The organism is Nocardiopsis algeriensis, from assembly GCF_014203695.1.
GTDB classification, from domain to species: domain Bacteria; phylum Actinomycetota; class Actinomycetes; order Streptosporangiales; family Streptosporangiaceae; genus Nocardiopsis; species Nocardiopsis algeriensis.
Window position 1 is genome coordinate 1 of sequence record NZ_JACHJO010000011.1, and the last position, 26055, is coordinate 26055.

19 protein-coding genes are annotated in these 26055 nt (G+C 65.5%); 2 read left to right on the forward strand and 17 right to left on the reverse strand.

What is annotated here, in order from left to right; translation table 11 throughout:
• Positions 1-204: 204 nt before the first annotated feature.
• Positions 205-645, reverse strand: a complete 441-nt coding sequence (locus FHS13_RS17515) for a GNAT family N-acetyltransferase (RefSeq protein WP_184293024.1) — start codon at positions 643-645, stop codon at positions 205-207.
• Between the two features lie 298 nt (positions 646-943).
• Between FHS13_RS17515 and FHS13_RS17520 the strand changes: the two genes are divergently transcribed.
• Together FHS13_RS17520 and FHS13_RS17525 are read left to right on the forward strand one after the other, a co-directional pair.
• Positions 944-2191, forward strand: a complete 1248-nt coding sequence (locus FHS13_RS17520) for an MFS transporter (RefSeq protein ID WP_184293025.1) — start codon at positions 944-946, stop codon at positions 2189-2191.
• A 217-nt stretch (positions 2192-2408) separates the two neighbouring features.
• On the forward strand, positions 2409-3341 hold the full coding sequence (locus tag FHS13_RS17525) for a LysR family transcriptional regulator (RefSeq protein WP_184293026.1): 933 nt from the start codon (positions 2409-2411) through the stop codon (positions 3339-3341).
• Between the two features lie 153 nt (positions 3342-3494).
• Here FHS13_RS17525 and FHS13_RS17530 read toward each other — a convergent pair whose 3' ends face one another.
• The 16 genes from FHS13_RS17530 to FHS13_RS17605 form a co-directional block, all read right to left on the reverse strand.
• Positions 3495-4349 carry an NmrA family NAD(P)-binding protein gene (locus FHS13_RS17530; protein ID WP_184293027.1) on the reverse strand — a complete coding sequence of 285 codons (855 nt, stop codon included), beginning with the start codon at positions 4347-4349 and terminating at the stop codon, positions 3495-3497.
• A 729-nt stretch (positions 4350-5078) separates the two neighbouring features.
• A complete protein-coding gene (locus FHS13_RS17535; protein ID WP_184293028.1) occupies positions 5079-5396 on the reverse strand; it encodes an HU family DNA-binding protein in 318 nt (105 codons plus the stop codon).
• A 110-nt stretch (positions 5397-5506) separates the two neighbouring features.
• Positions 5507-5794, reverse strand: a complete 288-nt coding sequence (locus FHS13_RS17540; RefSeq protein ID WP_184293029.1) for a hypothetical protein — start codon at positions 5792-5794, stop codon at positions 5507-5509.
• A gap of 44 nt (positions 5795-5838) precedes the next feature.
• Positions 5839-7452, reverse strand: a complete 1614-nt coding sequence (locus FHS13_RS17545) for a hypothetical protein (RefSeq protein ID WP_184293030.1) — start codon at positions 7450-7452, stop codon at positions 5839-5841.
• 1252 nt (positions 7453-8704) lie between these two features.
• Positions 8705-12706, reverse strand: coding sequence for a type IV secretory system conjugative DNA transfer family protein (locus tag FHS13_RS17550; protein WP_184293031.1), 4002 nt, complete (start codon positions 12704-12706; stop codon positions 8705-8707).
• A gap of 166 nt (positions 12707-12872) precedes the next feature.
• A complete protein-coding gene (locus tag FHS13_RS17555; protein WP_184293032.1) occupies positions 12873-15113 on the reverse strand; it encodes a coiled-coil domain-containing protein in 2241 nt (746 codons plus the stop codon).
• 103 nt (positions 15114-15216) lie between these two features.
• Positions 15217-17001 carry an AAA family ATPase gene (locus FHS13_RS17560; protein WP_184293033.1) on the reverse strand — a complete coding sequence of 595 codons (1785 nt, stop codon included), beginning with the start codon at positions 16999-17001 and terminating at the stop codon, positions 15217-15219.
• A 226-nt stretch (positions 17002-17227) separates the two neighbouring features.
• The gene (locus FHS13_RS17565) at positions 17228-18268 is read right to left on the reverse strand and encodes an AAA family ATPase (RefSeq protein WP_184293034.1); all 1041 of its coding nucleotides are present in this window, start codon (positions 18266-18268) and stop codon (positions 17228-17230) included.
• 39 nt (positions 18269-18307) lie between these two features.
• Positions 18308-18796, reverse strand: coding sequence for a hypothetical protein (locus FHS13_RS17570; RefSeq protein ID WP_184293035.1), 489 nt, complete (start codon positions 18794-18796; stop codon positions 18308-18310).
• Between the two features lie 39 nt (positions 18797-18835).
• Positions 18836-19477: a hypothetical protein gene (locus tag FHS13_RS17575; protein ID WP_184293036.1), complete on the reverse strand. Its 642-nt coding sequence runs from the start codon at positions 19475-19477 to the stop codon at positions 18836-18838.
• On the reverse strand, positions 19477-20418 hold the full coding sequence (locus tag FHS13_RS17580) for a hypothetical protein (RefSeq protein WP_184293037.1): 942 nt from the start codon (positions 20416-20418) through the stop codon (positions 19477-19479). Before FHS13_RS17580 ends, FHS13_RS17575 begins: the two co-directional genes overlap by 1 nt.
• A gap of 139 nt (positions 20419-20557) precedes the next feature.
• Entirely contained in the window at positions 20558-21208 is a 651-nt protein-coding gene (locus FHS13_RS17585; RefSeq protein ID WP_184293038.1) for a hypothetical protein, read from the reverse strand.
• Positions 21208-22203: a hypothetical protein gene (locus FHS13_RS17590; protein ID WP_184293039.1), complete on the reverse strand. Its 996-nt coding sequence runs from the start codon at positions 22201-22203 to the stop codon at positions 21208-21210. Before FHS13_RS17590 ends, FHS13_RS17585 begins: the two co-directional genes overlap by 1 nt.
• A gap of 97 nt (positions 22204-22300) precedes the next feature.
• Positions 22301-24097, reverse strand: coding sequence for a phage tail tip lysozyme (locus FHS13_RS17595; protein ID WP_343065069.1), 1797 nt, complete (start codon positions 24095-24097; stop codon positions 22301-22303).
• Positions 24098-24199: 102 nt separating this feature from the next.
• Positions 24200-25495 (reverse strand): hypothetical protein, encoded by a 1296-nt coding sequence (locus FHS13_RS17600; RefSeq protein ID WP_184293040.1) that lies wholly within the window; start codon positions 25493-25495, stop codon positions 24200-24202.
• A 162-nt stretch (positions 25496-25657) separates the two neighbouring features.
• Positions 25658-25981: a hypothetical protein gene (locus tag FHS13_RS17605; RefSeq protein WP_184293041.1), complete on the reverse strand. Its 324-nt coding sequence runs from the start codon at positions 25979-25981 to the stop codon at positions 25658-25660.
• Positions 25982-26055: the final 74 nt, after the last annotated feature.

Sequence of the window (26055 nt, forward strand, 5' to 3'; positions counted from 1 at the left end):
GGGTGTCGTATGAGGCGTTCACCCGCCCGCTAGACGTGATCGGGTTGCCGTGACCAGCGCGAACGTTACTGCATGCCGAGAATGAAACAGCCCTGGGGAAGGGCGGGAGACGCCGGCACCGGAGAAGCCCTGCCCGGGGGCGTGCCGATGAGCGATCCGGACGACAGTGGACGACCGCAGCCCGCCCGACGCTCCCCCGCCGCGCTACCGAGGGCTCCGGCCGAGCAGACCGGACCGGACCGCGCGGTCCGGGTCGTTCCAGATCGCCATCGCGGTGTTCATGCGCAGGAAGCCGAGCTCTTCGTAGAAGGCCTCGGTGCCGGGGCTCGCGTAGAGGATGATCTTCTTGTGGCCGCGTGCGAGCTCCACGAGCCCGCGGACGATGTCGGACCCCAGGCCCCGCCCCTGGTGGGACGGGTGAACCGCCACGTCGGCGATGTAGGCGCAGTCCCTGCCGTCGGCCAGCGCCCGTCCGGCACCGACGAGCGCCCCGCCGTCCCGGACGAAGCAGAAGAACCTGCTGTTCCCGAACACCACCTCGAGCTCCTCCGGGGGTTTGTTCCCCAGCGGTGCGATCCGGTACAGCTGCGACAGCTCCTCGAAGTCCACGGTGTCCAGGCTGTGGTCCCATGAATATTCCGCCACCGCTCCGGTCCTCCTCTTTTTTCCCGGCCGAACGCGCCGGATCAGCGTAACGGAAATCTCCGGATATCACGGAAGGGTTTCTTTCCCGTCGCGGCGAGGAGAGGTCACATCCGTTCCGCCCCCGAGAAGGATTGGGCTGATCACCCCACCTCCACAGGGAAGGCGCATTCGTAGCGGACATCCTCGAACCCGTCGCGCGGAGAACTCGGGCACGTACCGCCCAAGCATCGAAAACCGAGATGCCATCCATGAAGAGAATGCGTTGGACCCGCGGTCGCGCCCTGCCGATTATGGAGGCATGACCAATATCGATGCCCCCGCAGGCATATCGGTGCCGGCCCGTGCACCGCGCCCGGTGCTCGTGCTGCTGATCATGTCCGTGGCGGCGGGCCTGTCGGTGGCGGGCAACTACTTCGCCCAGCCGCTGCTCGGGCTGCTGCGCTCCGAGCTGGACATGAGCACCACGGCCGCCGGCCTCACCGTCGCCATGGCCCAGGTCGGCTACGCGGTCGGGCTCGGACTTCTCGTCCCCCTCGGGGACCGGTACTCGCGCCGGGGCCTCGCCGCGGTTCTGCTGGCAGGCACCGGTCTGCTCCTGGGGGTCGCCGGCGCGTCGCCCGGCGGTTCGGTGCTGCTGATGGCCACCGGTCTGGCGGCCGTCACCTCGGTCGGCGCACAGGTCCTCGTCCCGTTCGCCGCCGAGATCAGCCCTCCCGACCGCCGGGCCCGCAGCATCGGCGTCGTCATGGCCGGGGTCCTCGCCGGTGGGCTGATCGGCCGCGCCTTCTCCGGCATCGTGGCCGAACTCGCCGGATGGCGTGCCGTCTACTGGATCACCGCCGCGCTGCTGGTGGGAATCGCCCTCGTCGTCCTGAGCGCCCTGCCGGAAGGCGAGCGCGACACGAGCGACGCGACCCGGCCGCTCCGTCTGTGGCGGTCCACGGCGACGCTGCTCGTCGAACTCCCCGCGCTGCGATGGCCCATCGCGATCGCGGCGCTGGCCATGGCCTCCTTCACCATCCATCTGACGGCCATCAGCCTGCTCCTGATCAGCCGCCCCTACGCATGGTCCCCCGCCGCCATCGGGCTCATCGGCCTCCTCGGCGTGCTCGGCCCCCTCTGCATGCCGCTGGCCGGACGCTTCGTCGACCGCGGGCACTCGCGGGCCGTCCTCCTCACGGGGTTGGCCTCAGCCGCTGCGGGATGGGCCGTGATGCTGCCGGCGCAGAACGGTCAGGTCTTCTGGCTCGTCGTCGGCGTGGTCCTGATCAACGTGGGCCAGACAGCCATGCTCAACGCGTCGCAGACCACCTGCTACGAGCTGCGACCGGAGGCGCGCAGCCGGATCAACGCCGTCTTCATGACCCTGTTCTTCGCCGGCGGCGCCGTCGGCGGGGTCCTCGCGCCCATCGTCTGGGTCAGTGCCCACTGGACGGGAACCTGCCTGCTCGGTGTCGCGATCACGGGGCTCGGCCTGCTTGCCGCCGCTTTCACGCACCGCCACGGGCAGAGGGAACACGGCACGCGCCACGTCCTCAGGCCCTGATACACAGAGGCTCTTTGACCTCCCTGTCACCGATTTTCCCGGATGACAAAAATCCCGCGGCTCTCCGAAAGCTTTCGCACCTGCCGTGGACCGAAGGAAAACTCTGGCTCCGATCCGGAGGCACAGCCATAAGATCCGTACGACTCCGCCGAACCTCTCGTTCTCCGACCGTTTCCAAGCAGCGGGACGAGGGGAGGACGGCCGATACGAGGAGCCCATGGAACTCCAGCAGATGCGCTATGTGGTCGCCATCGCCGAGACGAACAGCTTCACCAGGGCCGCTGAACGCTGCCTGGTCGCCCAATCCGCGCTCAGCCATCAAATCGCGCGTCTGGAAAGGGAGCTGGGTGCCAAACTCTTCGAGCGCACCAGCCGCCGGGTACGGCTGACCCCCGCCGGTGCCGCGTTCCTGCCCGCCGCCCGCCAGTGCCTGGACGCCGCCGAGCGCGCGGCCGCCCAGGCCGCCGCTGCCGTCGGTGAAGTACGCGGACGGCTCGCCGTGGGCCTCATTCCCACCGTCGCCGCGGTCGACGTCCCCGGCGCTCTCCGCGACTTCCGCCAAAAATATCCGCACGTGCGCATCGGCCTGTGCGTGGGCGCGAGCGACGACCTCGTCGAGCAGGTCCGGGAGGGTGCGCTGGAGGTGGCCTTCCTGGGGCTGCCGACCACGGTGGTCCCCAAGGGCGTCAACACCTACGAGCTCGCGCGCGACAGGCACGTCGCCGTGGTCGCGCCGGACCATCCGCTCGCCGAGGAGTCGACGGTCGACCTGCGGCGCCTCTCCGCCGAGGTGTTCGTGGACATGCCTGCCGGAACAGCGGGGCGCATCCAGTCCGACCTGGCCTTCTCCGCCGCCGGGCTCAGCCGCGACGTCGCCTTCGAGGTGACCTCTGCGGACTACATGGCCCGCCTGGTCGGGGAGGGCCTCGGTATCGCCCTGCTCCCCTCCGCCTACGTGCCCCGCTTGACCGGTGTGACCACCATCGAGGTGATCGACGCGCCGAGCCGTGCCGAGTACGTCATCTGGAGCCGGACCGTGTGCACGCCTGCGGCCAGTGCCTTCCTCGCCATCCTCGGTATCTCCACCGGGCCGGGGACCCCGGATCGTGGGCCCGTGCCGGGCAGCAGCGTACGCGTGGCTGCGGAGTGAGACCGCGGTCGGGCCGTTCCGGCACTCACGGACACAGGCTCCCGCCCTGCCAGGAACCGGACATGTGCGGGCCCGGCCGGCACACCTCCCAGGGCTCGCTCCCTCGGACGCGAGGCCGTCCCTGACACCCCGCCCCGTCGGCCCGCAGGGGCGTCAGGTCTCCCGGCGCCGCCACGTCTCCAGCGTCAGCAGTCCGGGGTGCCGCTCGCGGAGCGCGGCGACATCGGCCTGATATCCCTTGTCGCCGAGCCAGGTGAACATCGCCGCGAACTCCTGACTGGCGGCCCGCACCTCTTCGATGGGCTGCTGCTCGAAGCGGGTCGGGACACCGTCGACCCCGGTGAACACCTCGGCGATCTCCCGCACGGTCAGTTCGTCGCCGGCGATGTCGATCTTCCGGCCGAGGAACTCGGTCGGCTCGGCGAACACCTCGGCGGCGATCCGGCCGATGTCCTCCAGCGCGATCATCTGCAACGAGGTGTCCGCGCCCAGGGCGAACGGGACGACCCGCTCCCCGTTCTCCGCCGCCGGCAGCATGTACCGCCAGTTCTCCATGAAGAACACCGGACGCAGCACCGTGGTCGGAACACCGGCGGTGCCGATGTACGCCTCGATCTCCGTCTTGGTCTCGAAGTGGGCGACGCCGGAGCTGTGCCCGGCGGCTCCCACGGAGCTGTAGACCAGGTGGCCGACGCCCGCGTCCCGGACGGCGTCGACGAGGTGCCTGCCCCGGCTCACCTCGACCTCCGGCTCCGGGTTCCCCAGATCGGCGGGCACCACGGCGAAGACCCCGTCCACGCCCCGCGCCGCCTCCCTCAGCGACTCGGGGGCGTCGAGGTCACCGGCGACCAGCTCCGCACCGAGCGCGCCGAGCTCCTTGGCCTCCGCCTTCCCGGTGTCGCGGACGAGGGCGCGCACCGCCTGGCCGCCGTCGAGCAGCCTGCGGGCAACGGCACCGCCCTGGCCACCGGTCGCACCCGTGACCAACACCGTTTTCTTTTCCTGCACGCCGACATCCTTTCGCCGCTGCTGTCCAGGGACAAGCATCGCTGCCGACGGCGAATGAGTCCAATGTATGTTCTTCATTCCATCGATCTCGATACGAGATGGGTGCATGCATCCGACCGATCTTCGCTATCGGTGACGACTCGGAAGAAGAATCCCCGGACCACTGCGGGCAGAAGGCCCACGGATCCCAATCGGCTTCACAGAAGAAGTTGACACCTCCTTCTGCTGCGTCGGCGGCACCAACCAGGTGACACCGCCCCGCTCAGTCGGCTCCCCTGCTTTGACGACGGGGACCGGGAGCAACCTCAGCACAACAGCTCGACCGAGCACATCCATCCGGCTTCGGCTGACCGGGCAGCAACGGAACAGTTTCTTCGGAAGCCACGTTCCGACCCCGGAGGGGAATGCCGCTACGACCATACGAATAATGATAGCTCAACAGAAAATATTTTTCTTCTCGATCTCTTCAGGCATGCCCGGGAATAAGTTCCCGCATTTTCCAGGAGCCCAAGGAGGAAAGTCAAGAACTGCATCAAGCATCTTCTCAAAAAAGAATGACAGCAGAACCTGAAGGAAATTCCAACTCCGTGGCACTCACAAAAATGCGAGCCCCCAAGGGACCACAGCAGCACCCTTGAAGGCAGGGAGGAAATGCCCCCCAGAGAGGGCGGCGAAGAAATTAATTTGCCAGAGGCCTTTTTCTGGCGATCTCAGGCGACCTGAGCTCCATCACCATGAATCTTTCCCGATGTACTGGTTTGTCTGTCGAGTCGCGCTGAATTTCAGCACGGAGTAGTCGTCGACCCTGGTATTTCCAGCCCCGGTGAACCTCACGGGATGCCCCTTGTGCCACTGTCGCTCAAAACTTCCGAAGCCGGTCAGGACAAGGCGGCTGCCTCGGCCGACCACGTCCAGGAGCTCGGCCATGGCAGCGTCGTAGACCTGCGAGACAACCCTCTTCGGCAACCCGGCACGGCGCGCCACCGAAGCGATGTACACGCGCTTGGTCACGCGTTCCGGGTCTGCGGGAGTCTGGGGCGCCGCCATGGCCGGTCCTCCGTGTCGATCAGGGCATGATGTCGTCTTTCACTCGTAGACGAGTGTATCCAGCGCCGCTTGGAAGGGGCAAAGCACTGCTCCGCGCGCCGGTCGGACTCTCAGCCGAACTCGGGGTCATCGTCGAGGAACTCGATTCGCTCTTCCACCACTCGGCGCCTGGGCCGCGTTGCGCGCGCATCGTCCCGCCGTGCGCTCTGAGCCGCCTGCGTCTTCGCCTCGGCCGCCTGCTGTGCCAGGTTCAGACCCGAATCAGCCGCTTCCTTGGCAAAGGAAATAATGCCTCCCCCCCGCTCGATGCGCTTTTGCGCAACAGCCTCCATCTCCTCCCAGCGTTTGCGGTCCTCAGGACCTACACCGAAGACGTCCAGCCAATCGATCTCATGCATTTATTTTTCTCCTTCTTTTTCCATATTTTTGTTCGAGCAACCGCTCAGCCCTCGAACTCTGGACTACTTCCTGCTTCTGGGGAAGCAGAGGTTGATGCCCGACGCAAAGAGACCGACTTCTTCCTCTCCGTGCTCCCTGCGTCTCGCACATCGATCCCCTCCGGGGCACGAGTCCTCGAATACACCTCCATGGCTCCTGAAGAGCCTGCGGCTGGAGTCGGTGACGAATTCTGCCGGCCACCCCCCGGCGCATCGTCGACGATGACGGCATCGACGATATCGGCTTCCTCCGGTCCAGGGGGAGAGGTCTCCCCTGGTCCATTTCGGTCTCGCTCTCCCGCATGCCCGTGGTCACGTGCCAACTGCTCACCGAAATCGCTGTACCTCGCGATCAGATCGCGTATTCGCTGCTCCCGTTCGGGCGTCAGGTTCCGGCGCCACTGGGCCACCGTCTGTGGGTGCGTACGGCCCAGAACCCGCAAGGATTCGACGAACCCACCCACATAGGCCAGTTTCTGTTCCTGTTCGCTGAGTCCGTCCCCGCGCATGGACGCGAACATCGCCCGGGACCGGTTGAGTCGTGCCCGTTCCGCGGCATCCTCGGTCAGCTCGACCGCTTCGGGATACTTTCGAGTGACGGAGCCGATGACGTACTGCTCCATCACCTCGCTGAACTCGTCCGGGTTTTTTGCGCTGACGAGTTCGCCGTACATGGTCCGAGCCACCGCGCTCCGGTGCTCATCGGCTTCCATCGGATCACGCAAGGCGAAGGTTCCGTCGGTGATCACATCACCGCGGTAGGCGTCGACGTAGTCACCGGTCCAAGCCGTCACCCATTGGGTGGTGCCCGGCAGGACGAACCTCTGCGGTTCGGTCTTGACGAACTGCCCGTGACCCAGTTCGGAGAAGACCGCCGCCTGCTCAGGGTTCTGCTCGACGAGTTGACCGACAATGACACGCATGTTGCGCGCCACTGCCTTGCGATCCAAGCCGTCGTCGTCCACGTAGCCGTAGAGTGCGCTGAGGGCGCTCTCGTAGTTCCGCCTGATCAGTTCCCGGTCGGCGCCGGGCTTGCGCATCTCGTCGTAGGCGCTCTGGGCGATACCCACGTGTGTCAGTGCGGCGCTGTGCTCGGTGAACAGGTCGCGGCCGCCGCGTTCCATCCGTTCGACGCGTTCCAGGCGCCTCCGGTGGCGCCATCCGGACAGGCCTCGCATGTCTTCACGGCCTTGGCCGGTCCTGTTGAAGTGCCGGGCTTCTTTCTCACGTGATTTCTCGCCCTTGGCAGCGATCTTCGCCTCGCGCCGGGCCCGCAGGTCCAGACGGGCTCCGACAGCGGTGGCCATCTTTCCCGCTTGGTCCCCCACCTGGGCGCGGAAGTTGGACGAGAGCAGCCACATCGCCGTACCCATGCCCACCGTGCGGAGCACGTTCTCTGCGGTGACTCCGCGCTTGAGCGGATCCAGGCACTGAAGCACCATCATCGAGACGTAGGCCTGATGCAGGTCGCTGATCTTCTTGCGCTGGGTAGGCCTGGCCTCGGCCGACGAGGTGATGCCCGAGGCCCGCAGACTGTTGATGAACTGATCCCGTGCAAGCTGTGTCTGGAGCTTGAGCCGAGCAATCTGGTCACCGTCGGTTCCGAACGTGCCGCGCATGTTCTGCCGCTGTCCGCGCTCGTGCTGTCTGCGCCGGCCCTGCGGGGCGCTGGTCTCATGCTCCTTGCGACGCCGACGTACCCGCTCACCGGCTCGGGAGCCGGCCTTCCGTTCACCGACTGCCTCGTCCGGGTTCGGGTACCTTTCAGCGCCTAACGTCCTTTTCTTCCCCGTCGCCACGACCTCTCCTGTCTCGTCTCAGCTCAGCGAAGGTCCGTTGTCGCAGCTTTGATCCGTTCCCTCTCAGACCGCGCCTGACGCAGCCCCGGCACGAATATCCGCTGCTCACGAACACGGTCCAGTACCTGGGGCCGTGGCAATGGCAGAACGAGGCCACCATTTTCGAAAGGAGGCGCCGACGGTCCTGGTGTGCACTGCTCCCCGACACGTCGGTCGCTCGCTCCTGTCGTCCATCGGGACAACTTCGCTCCCCAGTTCCTGGAGCAATCTCGGAGGTCGGCTGCTCCATCGCGGACGGTCCGGTTGGCGGAGAACACACCTCGCCGTGCGCGAAGCCCGCTGCGTTGCACGTAAAAGCATTCACCACCGAAATCGGCAACGAGGAGGCAACTCCCATCGTCGGCCCCGGCCCCCATCGGTTGGAGGTGCACCGATGTGCCCACCGCCTTCTTGTGGCATATGAACTCGCTCACCGTCCCCTACCCTACCCCGGGACTGGGCTGTGCACTCGGGTCCATCGGTATCAGAATAAATGGATCTCTTCCGGTCGCTGCTGAATGTGGAGTTTCACCAGGATGCTTTTCTCCGGAGCATCCCGATCGGCACGCACGCCCGGCTGACCCGCAATGTTCTGCTGCCGCGGCCCCGGCAGGAACGTTCCTGACACCACTGCGTATGACCTGGATCGACGCCCGTTCCGGACCGCAGGCACAGTTGCCCGCAGGCTCGTCACCACCCCTGGCTCTGCTTCACAAAGGGACTGCGTATCTCTGATCCCGTATCATCCGGTGGCTCCGGTCCCTCTCCTCTCCGTCCCGTCCCAGCGCCTGGCACGAGGTGAATCATTGGCTCATCCCACCAGTGAACATGCCCACGTTCTTCTTCACCACCTCGGCCAGGCCCTCGAAACCGTTTCCGCGCAGCCCGGAGACAAGCCCTCTGCGTGATCGGGATCGGGCGAGAGGCCGAGGCCTTCCCCGGCATATACATCCGCACCCAACTCTTCGCGAAACATCGAGGAAGCAGCCAAGGGCGGGGAGCTCCGGACCCCGCCCTTGCCCACCGGCCTCCCTTATCCCTGGTTGCGCATCACGTCGGCCATGGCCCGGTCGAATTCTCCGCGTGCCAGGCCCAGCCAGCTCTCCTGCTCAGCGAGGAACTCGTAGAACGCTCCGTGCACGCGGAATCCGTGCAGGTCGGTCAGCTGCTCGGGGTCCTCGGCAAACACACGCTCGGACTCGCTCTCGCCGGCCTGCTGGAGCCGCTGCATCGCCTCGGACTCGTCTTGGGGGGAGATGTAGACCCGCGAGCCGTCAGCGCTGCGCAGTGAGCCGTCGCCGCCCACCGAGAAATGGGCGCTGTCCCGTTCGAGTGCCGGACGTACCGCCTTGTACGCCTCTGTGATCTGAGTGTCCAAAGGACCGTCCAGCGCACCCGCGTGAGGCCGCCCCGGATCGGAGGAGAAATGGACCAGCATGTCGCGGCTGATCAGCTTGTCGGCATAGCGCATCTGGCGGAACTCGTCCATCCTCCCCTTCTGGATGTCGACAACCTGTTGGATCGCCACGTCGTACTCCCAGGACATGTCCAGGTCGATGGCCCCCTCCAGATCCTCGAGGTCGACTTCGTCGGAACCGCCCAGGTCGTGCTCCTCGGCGTAGGCCTCACCGCGGGCGGCATCAACCAGCTCCATGACTTCGTTGGCGTAGGTGTCGGGGTCCAGCCGCGCGACGTCGACCTCGGTGAGGCCGTGCGCCGTCTTGTACTTCTCCCGGCATTCGACGGTCAGCTCGGCCTGCTGCATGCGCTTGGCCAGCATCGCCTCGAAGTCGGGTTGGTTCATGCGTACGTCGAAGTCCACCGCGCTGGACAGCGTCGGGATGGTCTGGAGCGTGTAGTCGTGTCCCGGGTGCACGATCGTGTCCTTGAACATCCGCCACGACATCGGCAGGATCGTCTCGTTGCGGTTCCACACCGGCGGGTCCCCGGCCCTGAAGACGATCGAGTTGCGCTCGGAGATGAAGGCCATGTCGTTGTAGGAGATGACCGGCTCCTCCTTGGTCGACATGGTGTAGGAGACCTTGCCCTCCACACTCATACCCTTGACCAGCTGCCCCTTGTCCTGGGTCACGGTCTTGGAGTCCATGTAGGTGGTGTGGCGCTTGCCGGACATCTTCTCCAATGTGTCGAGCATCGAGTCATCGGTGCTCTTGAGAAAAACGATGTTGGAGGTGTTTCCCTGCACAATTTTGTCCACCGACTCGCCGTAGACGTCGCGCAGCTGCTGAAGGGTTTGGAGGATGAGCGTGAACTGCTGTTCCTGGCCCAGCCCGATCGAGAGCATCGTCTCGAACCCGGCGATACCGTGCCCCTCCGACTGGAGGTTGCCCAGCTCATCGAGCATGAACCGGGTCTTGTAGAGCGGTTTCTGGTTCTCCTTGGTCATGTATGACTTGTCGAAGTTCAGATCGACCAGCTGCTTGACCAGAATGAGGATGAGCTTGGCATATTTCATGAGGTGCGGCGGCGTCACCAGGAAAACTGCCTTGGGCTGCTCCGAATAGCGCACCATCGTCTGCGTGATCGCGTTGGCCTGCCCCATCTCCTTCTTCGGCAGTTCCTCTGTGATGTTGGTCAGGCGCATCTGCGGATAAGTGGTGTGACCGGGTGCGAACGAACCGTCTCCCTGCTTCTTCAACTCCAGCAGGATGCCGTTTCTGATGATCTTCTCACCGGTCACCGGGTCAGTGACGTAGAACCGACCGTTGAGAGAGGTCTGGTATCCCTTGGTGAACTTGAAGTAGAAAGTCCGGATCAGCATACCGGTCTGCGGGTTCAACAGCCGCAACCGGATGTAGGCGACATTCCCTGAGAACTTCCCCTTGAAGTAGTAGCGAGCCCATCCCTCACGGGAGACGATGTCCTCGTGCTCGAAGTCCTCGCCGAGTTCCCTCTCGTACTTCTCGTCGGCATAAGCGTCCCACTTGGCCTGCGCCCCGATCAAATGGTCACGCTTCAGGTAGTTCACGGAAAAGCGAACACCCATGCGGCGCGGAAAGCTCAACCCTCCCAGGTCGGTGTTCTGGCTCGGGGTGCCGGAGGTGAGCGTGGAGATTGTCGGATCGGTGAAGAAGCTCATCGCCGTGATCGCGATACCGTAGACACTCGCCAGCATTTTCTCGGCCGCGCCCATCGCCCGCAGCGCATTGTCGGCGTTACCGACCAGGGTGCGCATCGAGTTGGTCGGCAGGGCCTTGGTGGCATTGAAGAACAAGGTGAGCATGTCCAGCTCCTTCTTGTCCTCCCACAGGAACTTCTTGCTCTCCGCTTCTTCGAGCGCGGCCTCGGCCTCCGCCTCGCGGAACGTGCCGTCCTCCAGGTTTCCGAACTCGCCCGCCTGGATCTTCTCCTCGATCAGGTCTACCGGGTTCTTCACCTTCTTCGCCGAAAGCTGTACGAACAGCTGGTAGCAGTTGTACAGCGTGACCTTGCCCCACTTCTCGTCGAGCTTGGTCTCCAGCACCGCAGGGTCCATGTCCACCCGGGCGGCATAAGCACGCAGTTCGCGCTCTTCCTCCAGGTAGTAGTCGATGAGCCCATAGGCGGCGCGCTTGAAGGCGTTGTTGGCAGCGTTGGGCCACACCGGGTCCTCACCGCCGTCGAGTGGGAAGAAGACATCGGCGATGTTCTCGATATACATCGCGCACTTGGTCGAGTCACCTTCCCGAGCGGCCTCGGCTGCCATACCGAGCGGGTTGTAGATGTCGGTCTTCATCGCGTTGATGAGGTTGAACTGCACCACCTGGAAGCCGCGCATCGTGGCCCGCACGTAGTTCTTGACCAGCAGTTCGCCCTTGGGATCGTTGATGACCATGTTGTTGGGGCGCTTCTCACGCAGCCACATGTCGATCATCGGTTCGATGTAGGTCTGCCCCTTGCCGGCACGTGTGATGGCCAGCACCATGGTGTTGACCGGAGCGGTGTCGACGATGTAAGCACCTGCCGGGCGCTGCACCTCGTATTCGGGAAACTCCCAGTCGTCATTGATCATGTCCGCGACGGTTTTGTGCGCCCCGAGCTTGTCCCGGTCCTTGCCTTCAGGGTTGTAGGGGATCTTGGTGGTGTCGAACCGTTTGCGGATGTTCTTGTCCTTCGGCAGCCCCGAGGCCTCGAACAGGTCATCACCGAACTTCTCGTCGACGAGCGGCATCCTCTTGGTGATCGCCCGATCATCTTCGTCGCGCAGGATCTCGCCCTTGAGGTGTTCGACGTCACCCTCGGAGTCGAGGACGTCCTCTTCCGCACGCTGGGCGACCTCGATCGACTTGATGCCCTTGCGGGCCACCATGACGTGGCTGATCATCGACGAGGGCTGTACGGAGCTGTGCGCACCCACGTCGGGGAACCAGTCGAACTTGCGCACGATCTCTTCCGGCAGGGCGATGTGCTGGTCACCCTGATACTGGTTGATGTCGCTGGTGTCGTGCAGGAGGTTCTGCGCATCCCGGTTGCGCATGAGCCACAGGTACAGCACGGCGAACGTGAACAGGCCCGTACCGACTGAGACGGTGAGCTTGAACCAGGTGAGGTGGAGGAACCACCCCAGGAGCGTGTCGGGCTCGCCCTCACGTTCGGCTTCGATCTCCGCCTGCTGCTCGGCGACGTCGTCGAGCACCCACTGCGGCGGGTTCTGCCGGGCCTCGTCCTCCGTGTCGTAGCACGGCTGGTCGGAAACCGCCTGCCCGGTCTCGTCGAGAACCCGGTAGCAGTACTGGGCCGCTGACAGCTTCTCGCGTTCGACGAAATCGGGAGGTACAGGCCCGCTGAACGAGGCTGCCGCGATGCTCGCAGTGAACTGGCCTGTCGACCACAGCGCCCACATCAGCACGGTGATGATCGACCCCGCTGCAACGGCGAGGACGGTGCGTGTGGTGCGGGTCCGTTTGCGTCCGATGCGACTGCGGTCGAGCTGCTGGGATTCGTAGATGTCGCGATTGGCGAGCGTCTCCCCGGCTTTGCGCGATGAGAGCTTGTCCCATGCGCTCGCCTTGGGACTGGAACTCCTCCTGGCCATGAGGCGCGCCTTTCTGTTGACATGCGCACTGCGATTCGCTGATTCTATTGGTTTATCAGTGGATATGACAGATTGTCCGGATGCTGCGATTCACAAAGAACAGGGCACCGCCTTCATCGATGAAGGCGGTGCCCTGCTGCGGGACATACCGCGGCGCACGGCTTCCCTAGACGGACCGTACGGGAACGGCCATCGCGCTGACGGCCGTGCCGGCCGACCCGTATCCGATCGTCCATCCGAGGATGACTCCCACGGCGATGGAAATCAGCACCAGAACCGCTGCCAGAACCAGGAGAAGTTTGTTGAAGCGGCTGTGGACGCGATTGGTCCGATTCAGTTCCTCCGCATAGGAGCGCTTGTCGCCCTCGAGCTCCTCGATCCTGCTGCGATACTGCCGGTGCATGCTGTCGGCCATGTCCTGCATCTGCGCCTGCAGGTCCGTGTACAGCTGGTGGGCCGAGCGCAGCTTCTCGTCCCTGATGTCGATCTCGTGCTTCCACTCCCCTTCACGCTCACGCAACCGTGCCTCGGCCCGCTCGCGATCGCGCTCCAGTTCGGCCCCCAGCTTGCGCGCCTGGTCCTCCTGCTCGGCCTTGAGCTCTTTCACCCGGGCGGAGTGCTCGGCCTGCATCTCCTCGATCCGGTTGTCCAACCGCAGCTGTTCCGACAGCGCCTTGGCGCGGACGATGTCGTGCTTGCGGTTGTCGTCGATGAAGCGCGTCACCTTGGCATTCCACTGCTTCAGCAACTCCATCTCTGCTTCGCGCTGTGCCGCTTCGCGCTCGGAGAGAAGCCGGAGGGCGCGTGTGGTGCCCAGCTGCATCCGCGTGTGCGCGTCCTTGCGGCGCATCTCCAGCACGAGCTGGCGCTGATGGGCGTAGCGCTCCTCGTTGCGACGCTCGATCTCGGGGGCCACGTCGGCTATCTTGCGTTCCAGCTCCGGGCGGAACCGGTCCCAGAACGCCTGTCTGGCCTGGGCCGCGGCAACCTCGGCTCGTTCGCTGGCGTCCTTTTCGTAACGCCGGGTGATCTCCGCGCGCTGGGCGCTGACCTCCTCGTGTGCTCTGGACCTGAGCTCGGCGAACTCCTCCTCGGCCGCCTTCGAGAGCATGTGGTAGACCGTGCCTTCGCGCCGTTCGTCGACCTCGCGCATCACCGACTCGGCATGCAGGCTCATCGTCTCGACGAAGAACTGACGTAGATCCTTGCGGTGGTCCCTGTGCAGTTTCTCCAGTTCGGCGTTGGCCTGGCCTGCCATGAGGGCGACCTGCTCGCCGAGCCAGTCGCTGGAGTTGTCACTGAACTCCAGCCGTACCGGACGTGCCCCGGTACCGAACGTGGCCTCGAAGTCGGCGAGCGGGATCTCCAGGTCCAGGTCGTCGGGGAGGAAGCGCCGCGCGATGGTAAGACGTACCTGCTCTTCGGTGAACTCCTGCTCCTGGTGCTGCTCGGCATAGTCCCGCCAAGGCGGAGCCGGCTCCTGCGCACTCCCCGTCGTGAAGTCCTCGTCCTCGTGCTCGAGGCCACCGGTTCCGTCACCGTCCAGGTTCTCGGGAACCGAAGATGCCACATCCTCGCTCGGCTCTTCGTCGAACGTGGTCGCCGCGGACTCACCGACCGCCGGGGAATCGTCTTCCAGCTCGTGGCGGTCGATGTCCTCGTCCTGGGCAGGCATCGCGGCCTCCGGCCCGGCCGGAGGGACGTCTTCGCCTTCGGTGGCCGAAGCGGGCTGCGGTGCCGTGGCGACGGCATCATCGAACGCATCGGCGTCAGCGCTGTCCTCGGTGTCCACGGAGGTCGCGGTCGTTTCGATGGCCTGGGTCCAGGCCCATACCTGCGGCAACCGGTCGGCCAGGCTCCGGTCGCCGCTGGAGATGCTCACCGCCTCGGTGTAGGAGACCGGTTCATCGATGACGGCATTGACCAGCAGCTCTTGGCGGTCCTGGCTCGGGCCCAGGATCATCCAGTAGTACGTGGTGCCGGTGAGCAGCGAGTACTCCCCCATACGCTCCAGCGTCTGAGGGGTGGGGATGATACCGAGGACCTCTTCGTCGAGGAGCTGACGGGTGGTGATGGTCTGGATGTGGTCGTGGTTGATGAGCTCGATGAGCGAGCCCTTGGCCTCGTCCCTCTGCTGCTTCTTGCTCAGTCCGCCGATGTTCTCCACCGGCAGGGCCAGGACCACCCAGGAGTTGCGCCCGGGCAGGACGAAGGGATCGTTACGGCTCAGCAGGTCGATCGCGGCGTTGACGGTGCTCTCCCGCACCACACTCGCCAGCATCTCCTCAGGCTTGCGCCGCCTGGCCCGCTTCCCGCTGTCACCGTTCGACGCAGCAACATCTTTCGAGCCGTCCGAGGACCTGCTGTCGACCGTCCCCTTCTTCCACATGCTGTCGATGAGACCCATCGGCACATCCTCTCGTTCTGGCCATGGCGTATCGGACCGCTCGTCTGCCGAGCTGTATCAGGCACCCGTCACTCGATGCCCCACTGCTGCCCCACATGCCGCCTCAGCGTGCGGCAGCCACCTCGATGTGGGATTCACTCTTGAGAAGGCCCTTGTCCTCGCTGCGCATCGTGCCGCGCACGTCCACCCGCAGGACCCTCTCGTGCGCATGGGCGTTGACGAACGCGGCGACGGCGGTGGTGACCTCGTCGGTCATCTTGGCGATAGCCGCTCGCGCGCCACCGGCGTTGGAGTCGGTGTCGGCATGGTCGTCGATGAGGTACTGGAGGACCCGTTCAGCGATCTCGACCCTGACACCGTGCTTGACCATGACCTCACGCCGCATCTGACGCAGCTTGTTCTTCACGATCTTGCGCTGGGTCTCGCGTGAAAGCGGCTGGAAGGGGACGATGACGTCGATGCGGCCCAGCAGCTCGGGTGGAAACTTGTTGTCACCCTGCGTGGTAGAGATGGAACGACGGATCTCCTTCATCTTCTCCACCAACTGTTTGCCCGAGCCGCTGTCGTCCACGTTGTATTGGGCGATCGTCTCGTAGATCTCCGAGCCCGCGTTGGTCGTGAGCACGATGTAGGTGTTGAGGAACGACACCTGACGGCCGTTGTCGTCGGAGAGTCTGCCGTCGTCGAGCACTTGGAGCAGCACACGCGTGATCGCCGATGCGGCTTTCTCGATCTCGTCGAACAGCAGTACAGCGTGCCCCATGTCCCACACGCGCTTGGTCAGCTCCGATCGGAACAGATCCAGGGACTCCTCACGCGCGAACTCCGACATGTCGAAGCGGACCAAATGGCGCTGGTCGTCACCGAAAAGCAGGCGGGCAAGTTGTTTGGCGAGCTCGGTCTTTCCCACTCCGGAGCTTCCCGTGAAAAGGAAGGAAGACATGGGCTTCGTCTTGTCGTTCAGGTCCGCGACACACAGTTGCAGTCTTTTCGCAACCACGCTGGTGGCGAAGTCCTGGGAGAACACCGCACTGTCGAGCTGGTTCTTGATCTGTACCGCGTCGACACGGAATGCCACGTTGACGTTGGTCGACTCCATCAGGACATCGGCCAGGAGGTTCCGGTCCATCGGTCGGCCGTTGTAGCGATGCCAACCCACCATCGAGTCGAGTACCAGAATTGATTTGCGCGGCTGCGTCGAGGCCGGAATATAGCGGTTGGTGTATTCATAGATCAGCTCGAAGATGTGGTCGTCGTAGAACTGTTCAGCCACCCCGTAGCGCTTGGCCATTCCCTTGAGGATCTCGACCGTGGTCTTCTGGTCAGGCGGGTTGACGTTGATGCGCTGGAGGCGTTCCATGAGCGGCTGGTTCGGCGCCACGTACTTGTGGAACTCGTCGAAGGTCGTGGCCGCGATGACGCGGATGCCGCGGGCACCGGAGGCTGCCAGAACCGGTTTGAGCGCTTCGACGGAGGCGGCACTGAGCTGCACCACCTGATGGAACTCGTCGATGAACAGCACCAGCTCGACGTGTTCGTCGGCGCTGAATCTTTCGGCCTCGTCGAACAGTCCCTTGAGCAGCGCTGCCATTTCGTCGGGTGTGCTCAGTCCCGCGATCATCCGGGCCAGATCGACTTCCATGTACACCCGTTTGGTGTCTTCGAGCATCGCCGCTTGGACCAGAGCGGTCTTTCCCGCGCCGGCCGGGGCCAGCAGCAGGGCGTTGCACAATTCCGGTCGAGCCATGGCGGCCATGAGCTGGGATATCTCACGCTCGCGGCCGACGATCTCCCGCTCGGGGGCCTTGAGGGGGTCACTGTACCGGGCCAACTTGGGGTAGCGCTCGTTGAGCCTGTCATCGGGGGAACCGTCCGACCTGGTGAACAACTGCTACCGCCTCCACGGACGGAAGGAACACGGGCTCGTCTCGCCCTTGCTCATAAACCAGTATTGTTTCAATATTTTACGCACGTTAGATACCAGGTTCAAAGCGTTTTCGGTCATGACCTGAAATGCAGCGGAGGACCCCTTCTCCACCAGGTGGGCGACGATCCGCGGACAGGCGCAGGGGAGAAAAGGGAGGTCCGAGCACAGCACAGGCTGCGACCGGAGATCAGTCTCCCGGCTGGTGGTCGTCCATCTCGAGCTGCCGCTCGCCTGCAACCCTCTCGTGGACACTCGCACGGGCCGGGGCGGCGCCGGCCTCGGCCGTGTCTTCCTCCTCCAGGTCGAGGAGACCGGTCCCGGAGGCCGCGGAGCGCGTATGTTCGGTGCTGCGCCTCAAGGAGTCGACCAGAATCTCTTCGGGCATGCCCGACAGCGCCTTCTCCACGCCGGGGATGATCCTCTCCCGCAGCACACCTTCAGGAGCCTCCGGGTCGTAGTCCACCTCGGGTTCCTTCGCGTTCTCCTCGACCCGGCGCCGGGCCTCGACCTCGGCCATGAGCCTGTCGAACACCCCTTCCGGGACCTGCCCGGCCCGACTCGAAGCCGTGCCGAGGTGGTCCGGCTCCGTCGGCCGGCTGTACTCGACGTCCTCGAACTCCTCATCGGCGAACAGGTCCTGGATCGCGCCCGAATGGGTGGGCACCGGTGTCTCACTCACCGCCGAGGCCTGTACCAGGTCCTCAGAGGAATAGTCCGGGAAATATTCGGCGAGGCTGTAGCCGCTGGTCTCCTCGGTGAGCACGGCACTGTTCTGGTCGCGCACGTCGACGAACACGATCGGAGGCTGCTCGGCGCTCTCCGGGGCGACCACGAGGAAATCCACCTCGGCAGGTAGTTCCCACACGATGCCGACCATCGACTCGGGCACACGGAACCGGGCACTGAAGTAGCCCTTGCTGACCAGCTCGGCGAGCTGGGCGGAATCGAATTCGTAGAAGGCGTCGACGACAGGTTCGGATCCCCGGTGGAACGGCAGTCCGGTGATGCCGTAAGGCAGTTCGACGTCGGGCTGGATCTGGGTGAGCCGACCTCGCAGGTGCAGGTAGGGACGGTAGTTCTGGTCCGCTCCGTGGTGCAGGAGCGACACGGCCTCCATACGCACGGCAATGTCGCAGGACACAGCACTCAGAGTCTGCACGTCGGCCTTGCCGTGCCGAGCCACGCGGTGGAACCAGGGATCAGTGGCCTTCAGAGGCGCGATCTTCATGCGGGGGGTTCGCTTTCGTGTCGGAGTTCTGCTGACCTGTCAGCTGCCGGCGCCGTCGGTGGCCGGGGCTGGGTCCGCCTCGTCACCCAGCAGGGCGCTCCGGGCCTTATCGCCCAGGCGTCGCTGAGCGGACCAGAGCGAGCGCACCGCGACCAGTACCAGGACGAAGACAAGGCCGATGAGGAACAGCGACGGTGCCAGCCAGTGCATCAGTTGCAGCTCCAGCGGAGATGTCGGACCGACTCCGGTTCCGGTCGACACCACGACGAACAGGTTGGGCACCACGGTCACCGCCGCGAACATCGCCAACACGTAGCCGGCAAGGCCGGACGCGATGGCGAGGCCTGCACGCACAGCCACCAGGACCGAGCGCGCTCCCGAATCCCCCACGCGCGCACGAATGCGAGTACCCAGAGACGGCGCGCTGCCGCCGATGTCGGCCTGCTTGGCCTCCGCGGCCCGCTGCGCGGCGCTCTTCCTCGCTCGCGGTTTCCGCTTGCCCTTGGCCCCGGTGCCGGTGGTGCTCATCGGTTCTCCTGTCTGGGAGTGACGTCTCAGGTATGTGCTCTAGGAGCGTTCGAGGGGCCCTTCGGTCCAGTGGGCGTCGGTCCGGGTGATCGCGCCCCTGGTGTCGGTCGACCACGCCACCGACAGCGCCGCGATCGGATGCTCCCCGGCACCGGCCTCGTAGACCTCGACGAACGCGAAATAGGCGTAGGTGGTGCCCTCGATGCCGACCAGTACCGGCTCGAACGGTCCCAGCTGCGCCTGCGAGGCGTCGTCCGCACCAGGAACACCGTCGCGAGCCAGGTCCTCCCACAGGTCCGAGGTTTCCCCGTCGCCCGTCACGGCCGGCGACGCCGGGACCGTCCCGCCTCCCAGAACCGTCTCGTGCAGCAGATCGCGCATCGCCTCGCCGTCGCTCTCCAGCCGCTCGACGCGAACCGCCGAAGAGCTCTCCAGCACTCCGGACCAGGCAGCGTGGAACTCCTCCTCCGCTTCCTCGGCCTCGGTCCGGTGTTCCTCCACCAGGGCCGCGACCTCGGCACGGTCGGCTTCGTGGCCGGAGGAGGCCGACCACAGGAACAGCCCACCCGCAGCCAGCATCAGGACAGCCAGCGCCAACGGGGCCCAGGACACGGCGCGCCGAATTCTCTGGCGGCGGAGCCGGCGCTCGCGCTCGTAGGCCTCGATCTCTGCCAGACTCATCACTCACCGCCCTCGGGATCGTCGCTCTGCGCGTCCTCCCTGCTGTCTTCGACAGGGCTGCCGGTATCGTCCTCACCAGCGCCTTCACCATCGGCGACGGTGCCGAGCACCAGGTCGTCGAACTTCTTGACCACCGGGTCGTACCGGCCCCGAAGCCAGGCGACGGTCCGGCCCGTCTCGTCCTCGGCCAGGGTCCACACCATGTGGATCGTCATGTCCTTCTCGAAGACCTGGGCCTGGTGGGCGACCCACGTGTACCCGCTCAGCGAGGCGTCGTCGTCGAGGGTGGACACCCACGAGTGCCACTGGCTCACGGCGTTGAAGCCGTCGGAATCTCGAGCACCGGCTGCGAAGTGCGGTGTCAGCTTTCGTTCCAGACCGCTGACGGCGCTCTCCCGCAGTCCTTCGGCACAGGTGATGTGTTCCTCTTCGGTGTATTCACGTCTACTGGGCGGAGGGGGGCCGAGGTAGGGGGTGCACTCGTCGTGTTCGCCCAGCCCCGGCGTCTGTGCGGGCAGGTCGTCGGCGTTGATCGGCCCGGCGTTCTCCAGGTAGATGTTCTGTGCCGCGGCGACGTTCTCGCCCGCGGTCGCGGCCTGGAGCAGCCAGCGCTGGGCCTCACCGCTGCTGGGCAGACCTTCAAGTCCTTGCCGGGCAGCGATGGTGCGGTCCTGCGCGTCGAAGCCGTCCTGGGCCTGTTCCTCGAGTTCGTCCTGGTGCTGGGTGCTGATCGTGCCGGCCATGGCCATCAGCACCAGCGCGCCGAGCATCGCCAGGACGGTGGCCGACCAGTACCCGACACGGAGCAGAAGGACTCTGGCCCCGGAGCTCGGACGACGCGGTGAAGGATCTTTCCTCTGGTCCTGCTCCGTCTGGGAGGCCGCGACCAGGCGTCGGGCCAGGCGGCTGCCCTGGCCCGGGTCGGGGGAGCTGCCGGTCACGTCGCCCTCCTCCCCTCACCGGCAATGGTAGAACTCATATTTTCCTCGTATACCAACACAGTTCTACCACCGACGGACGACAATCGGCTTGCCGCGAATCCCAGGCCGGGGGTCGCTGTACCGCCAGGTCCGCACAACATCAGTCAGGACCCGAGGAGCGCACCCGGGACGTGGAGGCATAGCCTTCGACACCGGAGACGCCACCGTCGCCGTCGGTGGTCAGCAGAACTGCCGACGTACTGCGGGCACCGGCCTGGCCGTCGTCGGAGGTGCTCCGAACGTCGACCAGGAGGAAGTAGCTGTACTCGGTGCCCCGTACCGACAACAGCTCCGCACGGAAGTCCTCCACTCGCGAGTCCAGCCCGAGCAGGTCGATCAGCGCGTACTCGGTGCCCTCGGCATCGACGTTCACCGTCGGCTCGGGCAGGAAGACGGTCATGAACGCCGAGTCCTCGGCGAGGCCGTAGACAGACACCATGGAGCTGCGCGCGTCGACGTACTCGGCGTGGCTCTCCCACGTCAGAGCGGTGTCCAGCAAGCGGCCGATGAGCTCTTCGTCTGCGTCCAGCCGTGCGCGGTCGGCGCCCATGACCTGGCCGACGACCTCACGCTCCCTCTCCCCCTGTGTTTCCTCGAGCTCGGCCTTGCGCACCAGCAGCTCCTCGATCCGCCGCTCCTGGTCGACAAGGGACGCCTCCTGTTCCCCTCGGGTGGCGGCAAAGGAACCACCCGCCACCAGTAGCAGCGCGGCCGCGGTCAACGGGAAGGCGTTGCGTCGGAGAAACCCCATCAGCTCTGGCCCCCCTCGTCCGCCTTGTCTGCGGGAAGGTCGCCGAGCGTGGTCTGGCCGACGTACAGGCTGTGGAACGTTCCCGCGTCGGCGTCGTAGACGCCCCGGGCCCAGGCCAGCAGGTCACCGCTGGAGTCGTCGCGGTTGAGCCAGGCCACGCTCACGGCTCCGGGGGATTCCGCTTGAGGTGTGGCCGAGACCAATGCCCAGGAATTCAGTGACGCCTCGGCGTACTCACTGCGGTTCTCGTCCGTGTAGCGGATGTACCAGGGGGAGAGCACATCGATCTCGCCAGGGCCGTACGGAACATCCGCACCCGGGCGGTAGGACTCTTCGTCCTCGATGATCCGGGCCGACTCGTCGAAGTGGTCGACAAGCTCCTTGCGGAGTTCGCCCACGGGTGCGAACGCCTCGCTCCCGTCTCCGTCCCCCGGCAGCTGCACGTCGTTGAGGTCGGCGAGGATCTCCTGGTAGGCGTTCTGAAGCTCGGCGACCTCCTCGCCCTTCTCCCTGGCCTGCGCCACGGCCTGGTCCAGCTGCTCCTCGAGCGCGACGGCGTCCTCGTCGTTCCACGAGGCGGCTTCCAAGGCACGGACCTCGCCTTCGAGCAGGGCGATCTCCAGATCGTTGTTCTCGCTCCGGACCTGTGCGGCATCGGTACTGGATGCGGCCAGCGCCCCGGTCCCGATGGCGCCGGCCATCAAGACACCGCCCAGAGCCAGGCGCACGACTCGGCCCGGCTCACGCCGGATCGCCTGGCCGCTGTCTCGCTGCTCTGCGCGCTCACGCTTGCGCTCCTGCCGTCTGGCGCGGCGATCGCGCAGCATCTCCTGCACGTCGTCACCGGTCATCCGCCTTCGCCTGGCGCGCTGCTCGGCGTGGTAGGCGTCGAGGCGCTCCATCACCTCCTCTCTGCTCATCTCGCGCCAGGGTTTCCTCGGGGCCGTCTCCCGCGAAGCACCGCCACCGCTGTCCGGTGCGCCCTTGTCGGCCATCGCCGCGCTCCTTCCCTGCTGGTGTTCGGTCCCGGCGCGGAGGAAGTCCCGACCCGTTCCACCGCTCCTCTCCGTTTGCAGGACCGCCCTGGCCCGGCTACATGAAACGGTCGGGCCCTACGCTGATGTGGATGTGGTCGACGTGGTTCTGCGTGTTGTTCCCGCGCCCGCCTGCGTACCGCGTGGTCTCGTTGTTCCACGGCCCGACCGGGTCGTTCCCGGTGGCCCATTTGCGGCCGTCCCACAGAATGCCCTTGATGTTGAACTCCTCGGCCCGCGGGATGAGGTAGTTGACGATCGTCATCCCTGTCTCGTGCATGTCCTCACTGGGGACGGAGCCGAGCGGCGCCATCATGTAGTCGATGGCCTGACCGTTGTTGTGGTTGCTGCCCTGCTCGTTGCGCTGGCCGCCGGCCGACAGGAAGAAGCCGCCGAACTCCTCCTGGAGGTGCTCGTGCAGCCGGCAGGCGTCCGGGTGCATGCGTCCCAGGGAGGCGCAGGGAATCTGTTCGCCGGCCGATACCACGTCGCCCTTGGCTCCATCGACATCGGCGGTGCGGCACTCCTGCACCACAGCGCTGCGGCGATCCTGGTTGGCGGCGTCGACCGTGGTCCGGGCCTGGTCAAGGATGGACCCGGCCCGTTCCTTGTCGGCCTCCCAGTCCTCCATCTTGGCGAACCACACGGCGGCGTACTCCTGGCGTTCGGTGAGCCGCGGCCGGTTCACCGCGACACTCAGTGACAGGCCCTCCCATTCGACCATCCAGTCCCGGGTCGATTCCTCGATCGAGCCGGAGGAGTCCTCGATGAGCTCCTTGACGAAGCGCACACGCGCGGGGTCGTCGTCGGAGATCATGAAGCTGAGCTGGGTCTCGACATCCCACCACTTCCCGCCGGTGCTGTCGGCGTAGTCGGTGAGCATGGTGTTGCGGCCGTTCGTCCACTGACCCAGACCGATGCCCACCAGGTCGATGGCGGGCCATGTCGCGGCGTAGTCGGAGTCGATCAGTTCGACCTGGAAACCGTTCTCCTCGGCTTCTCGTTTGCGCGGGCCGACCTTGTAGGGCTCGGTGTAGATCGTCTCGACGGCCGTCGGATCGATCCTCGACTCCTGCTGGAAGTTGCCCAGGACGCCCGCGATGTTCTCGTCCTGCATGCCCATCCCCGCCAGGATCGAATAGATCTCCTCGGCCGTCGCCTCCATGTCCGCGGTATCGGCCCCGGACCGGGTGTTGCCATCGATCTCACGCACGGTCGCCTCCGTCATGGGACGGCAATCCTCCGGCAGGGCGTCGCGCTGAGCGATGGCCTGGCCCTCCTGGACCGTGTGCGAGGTGCCGACGGCCAGACTGATCACGGCCATGACGGCCGCACCGATCGAAAGAGCTGCGCCGGTGACCGCGCTGATCGCTCCGCCCACGGCCGAGGCGATGGCCGCGCCCACCGCAAGGGCGAAACCCGCGACGGCCTTGAAGGCCGCGACCACCAGCGTCCAGAGCAGGTTCAACAGGTTCATGACCATGGCCGCGATCGCGAGCAGCAGGCCCTTGAGCCAGTTGAGGAACATCATGAGGACCATGAGCTGAGCACCGACACCGATCGCCGGAACCGCAGCGACCGCGCCCGCTCCCTTGGCGACGCCGCCCTTGTCGGACTCAGGACCGCCCTTGGCCGCCTCGGAGGTGCCCCCGGCACCCAGCTCGGGGGTGTCCCGGCCTGCAGCCCCGGTCGGGTCCTTCAGAGGATTCGCCGCTTGCTCGGTGTCGGCCCCTTCTGTTCCCGGGACACCCTGTGCCCCATCGGTGCGAGCGGTATCGCCGGCATCGGGCGCCACCTTCCGGGCGGCCTGGCCGACCTGGTCCGACGCGTCCGAAGCGGAACCCGGAGGTTGCACACCTCCTGCCCCGCCACCACCGGTCACCGCCATGGCGCCCTCTCCTCTCACCTCTGGACGCCTTCGTCCGCATTCCCTGTACCGCGCCCGTACCGCCTCGCGTCAGTATGTGAGCAGGGCCTCCTCGTCCGCGTTGACCGATCCGGACGAGTCGACACCGCGCAACATCACTTCCAGCTCCAGCAACTCGCTGTAGGAGTCGACCTGGTAGGCGGTCTTGATGTGGTAGTAGTCCTGGTAGGCCTGCGTGGTGTTGTTCATGATGTTGACCAGCGGCTCCATCGCCTGGCTCGTCTGCCCGTACTCCTTCAGGTTGCTGCCGTCGGTGAGAAGCCACTCCATGTCGTTGGCCGCGAACCCGGGATTCTCCTCGTCCTCCGCACGGGCCTTGTCTCCCAGGAACGTGACGTAGGAGGTCTCGCCCGGGGGCATGATCGCGTCCAGATAGCCTTCCTCGACCGAGCCCGAACGCCAGTCGAAGTCGTAACCCCGTGGGTCCACCCATGCGCTCTCCAGCGAGAGTGTGGACTCGGCCTCGTCATCGGCCGGATCACCGGTCACGGTGTCCCCGTCGACCTGCACCGGCACCGCAGGCGGTTCGATGAACACCCCGTCGACGTTGACCCGACTCATCTCGCCGTCGTACTCGTCGATCCGGTTGAGGACGGCGCGCATCTCCATGAGTTGCTCGTCCATCGACTCACGGATCTCCTGCTCCTGCTCGGCGACCACGAGCTCGTAGTACAGGGCCGCGGGGTCGATGCGCTCGCTGTCCAGCGATTCCGCCTCTTCGGTACCCGAGGCCCCGGGGTTGATGAACAGCCGCCACTGGTCGAACTCGGTGAAGCTGCCGTCGTCCTTCAGGTCCTCGCGGAGCTCGCGCCCCGAGCCTTCCTTGTAGACCAGCTCACTGTTGGCCCGCAGGGTCAGGCTCGCGATCTGCTGCTCGAACGGTGCGTCGGAGTCGAGCACCACCCCCAGGTAACCGGTGGAGCCGAACACGATGATCGAGCCGGTGATGGTGGTCGCCAGCGCCTGGGTGTCGAGTTGTTCGTTGGAACCGGTGAGGAAGGCCTGGTAGTTGGCGGCGTCGGTCGAGAACGACCCGGCGGCGGAGCTGTCGAACCGCATGAGAACCAGAGCGCGGGTGCGCTCGCCGTTGGTGTACACCCCGTCGACGCTGCCGGACAGCTCGGTCCTGGACGTGGTGAAGGAGGGCGTGTACAGCGCGGTCTCGTCCAGGCGGGCCCTGTTGTTGGCGGTGGCCGAGACAAGAGTGCCCACCAGCAGCATCGCGAACGTGGTGGCGATGACGCCGGTGACGACCCCGAACCGCTCGATGGCATGGTGGGGACCCAGCTTCAACTTCGCCGCGTAGGTCTTCGCGGTCTCTTTCATGCCAGCCCTTCTACTGCTCCGCTGTTCAGGTGCATGTGGCCTGTCGGTGCCCCGGCAGCGCTGTCCCGTCGGCGGAAGGCTCCGGAGGCACGGGAGGGCCGACGGCCTCGTTGACCGCCGGCCCTCCCGCATGTGCCGATCGGGGCTCGGCCGGACCGTGGGTCAGAGAAGGCTCTGGAGGAGGATCATGCCGCCCCCCAGGTCCTCGATCGTGGTGCGGCCGCCCGCGGCGATGTTGGAGATGAGGGAGAATCCACCCACCATGAGCGCGCCGCCGATGAGGATCAGGCTGATGATCTTGATCCAGCTCGTCTGGTCCTGATGCGACGCCATCAACTTTTTGATGAGCAGGACGCCGCCCCACACGACGCCGACGGTGCCCATCAGCGCAAGGAGACCACCGCCGGCCGTGCCCACGTACTCGCGGGCGTTCTCGAAGAAGGAGACGAGGTCCCAACCCGCAGCGGGGAGATTGGTGATGTTCATGCTTGTCCTTGTCCTGTTCGGATCCTTCACATAACGCAGGGCAGCGGAAGGCGCAGCAAAGCCCTGCGAAGTCT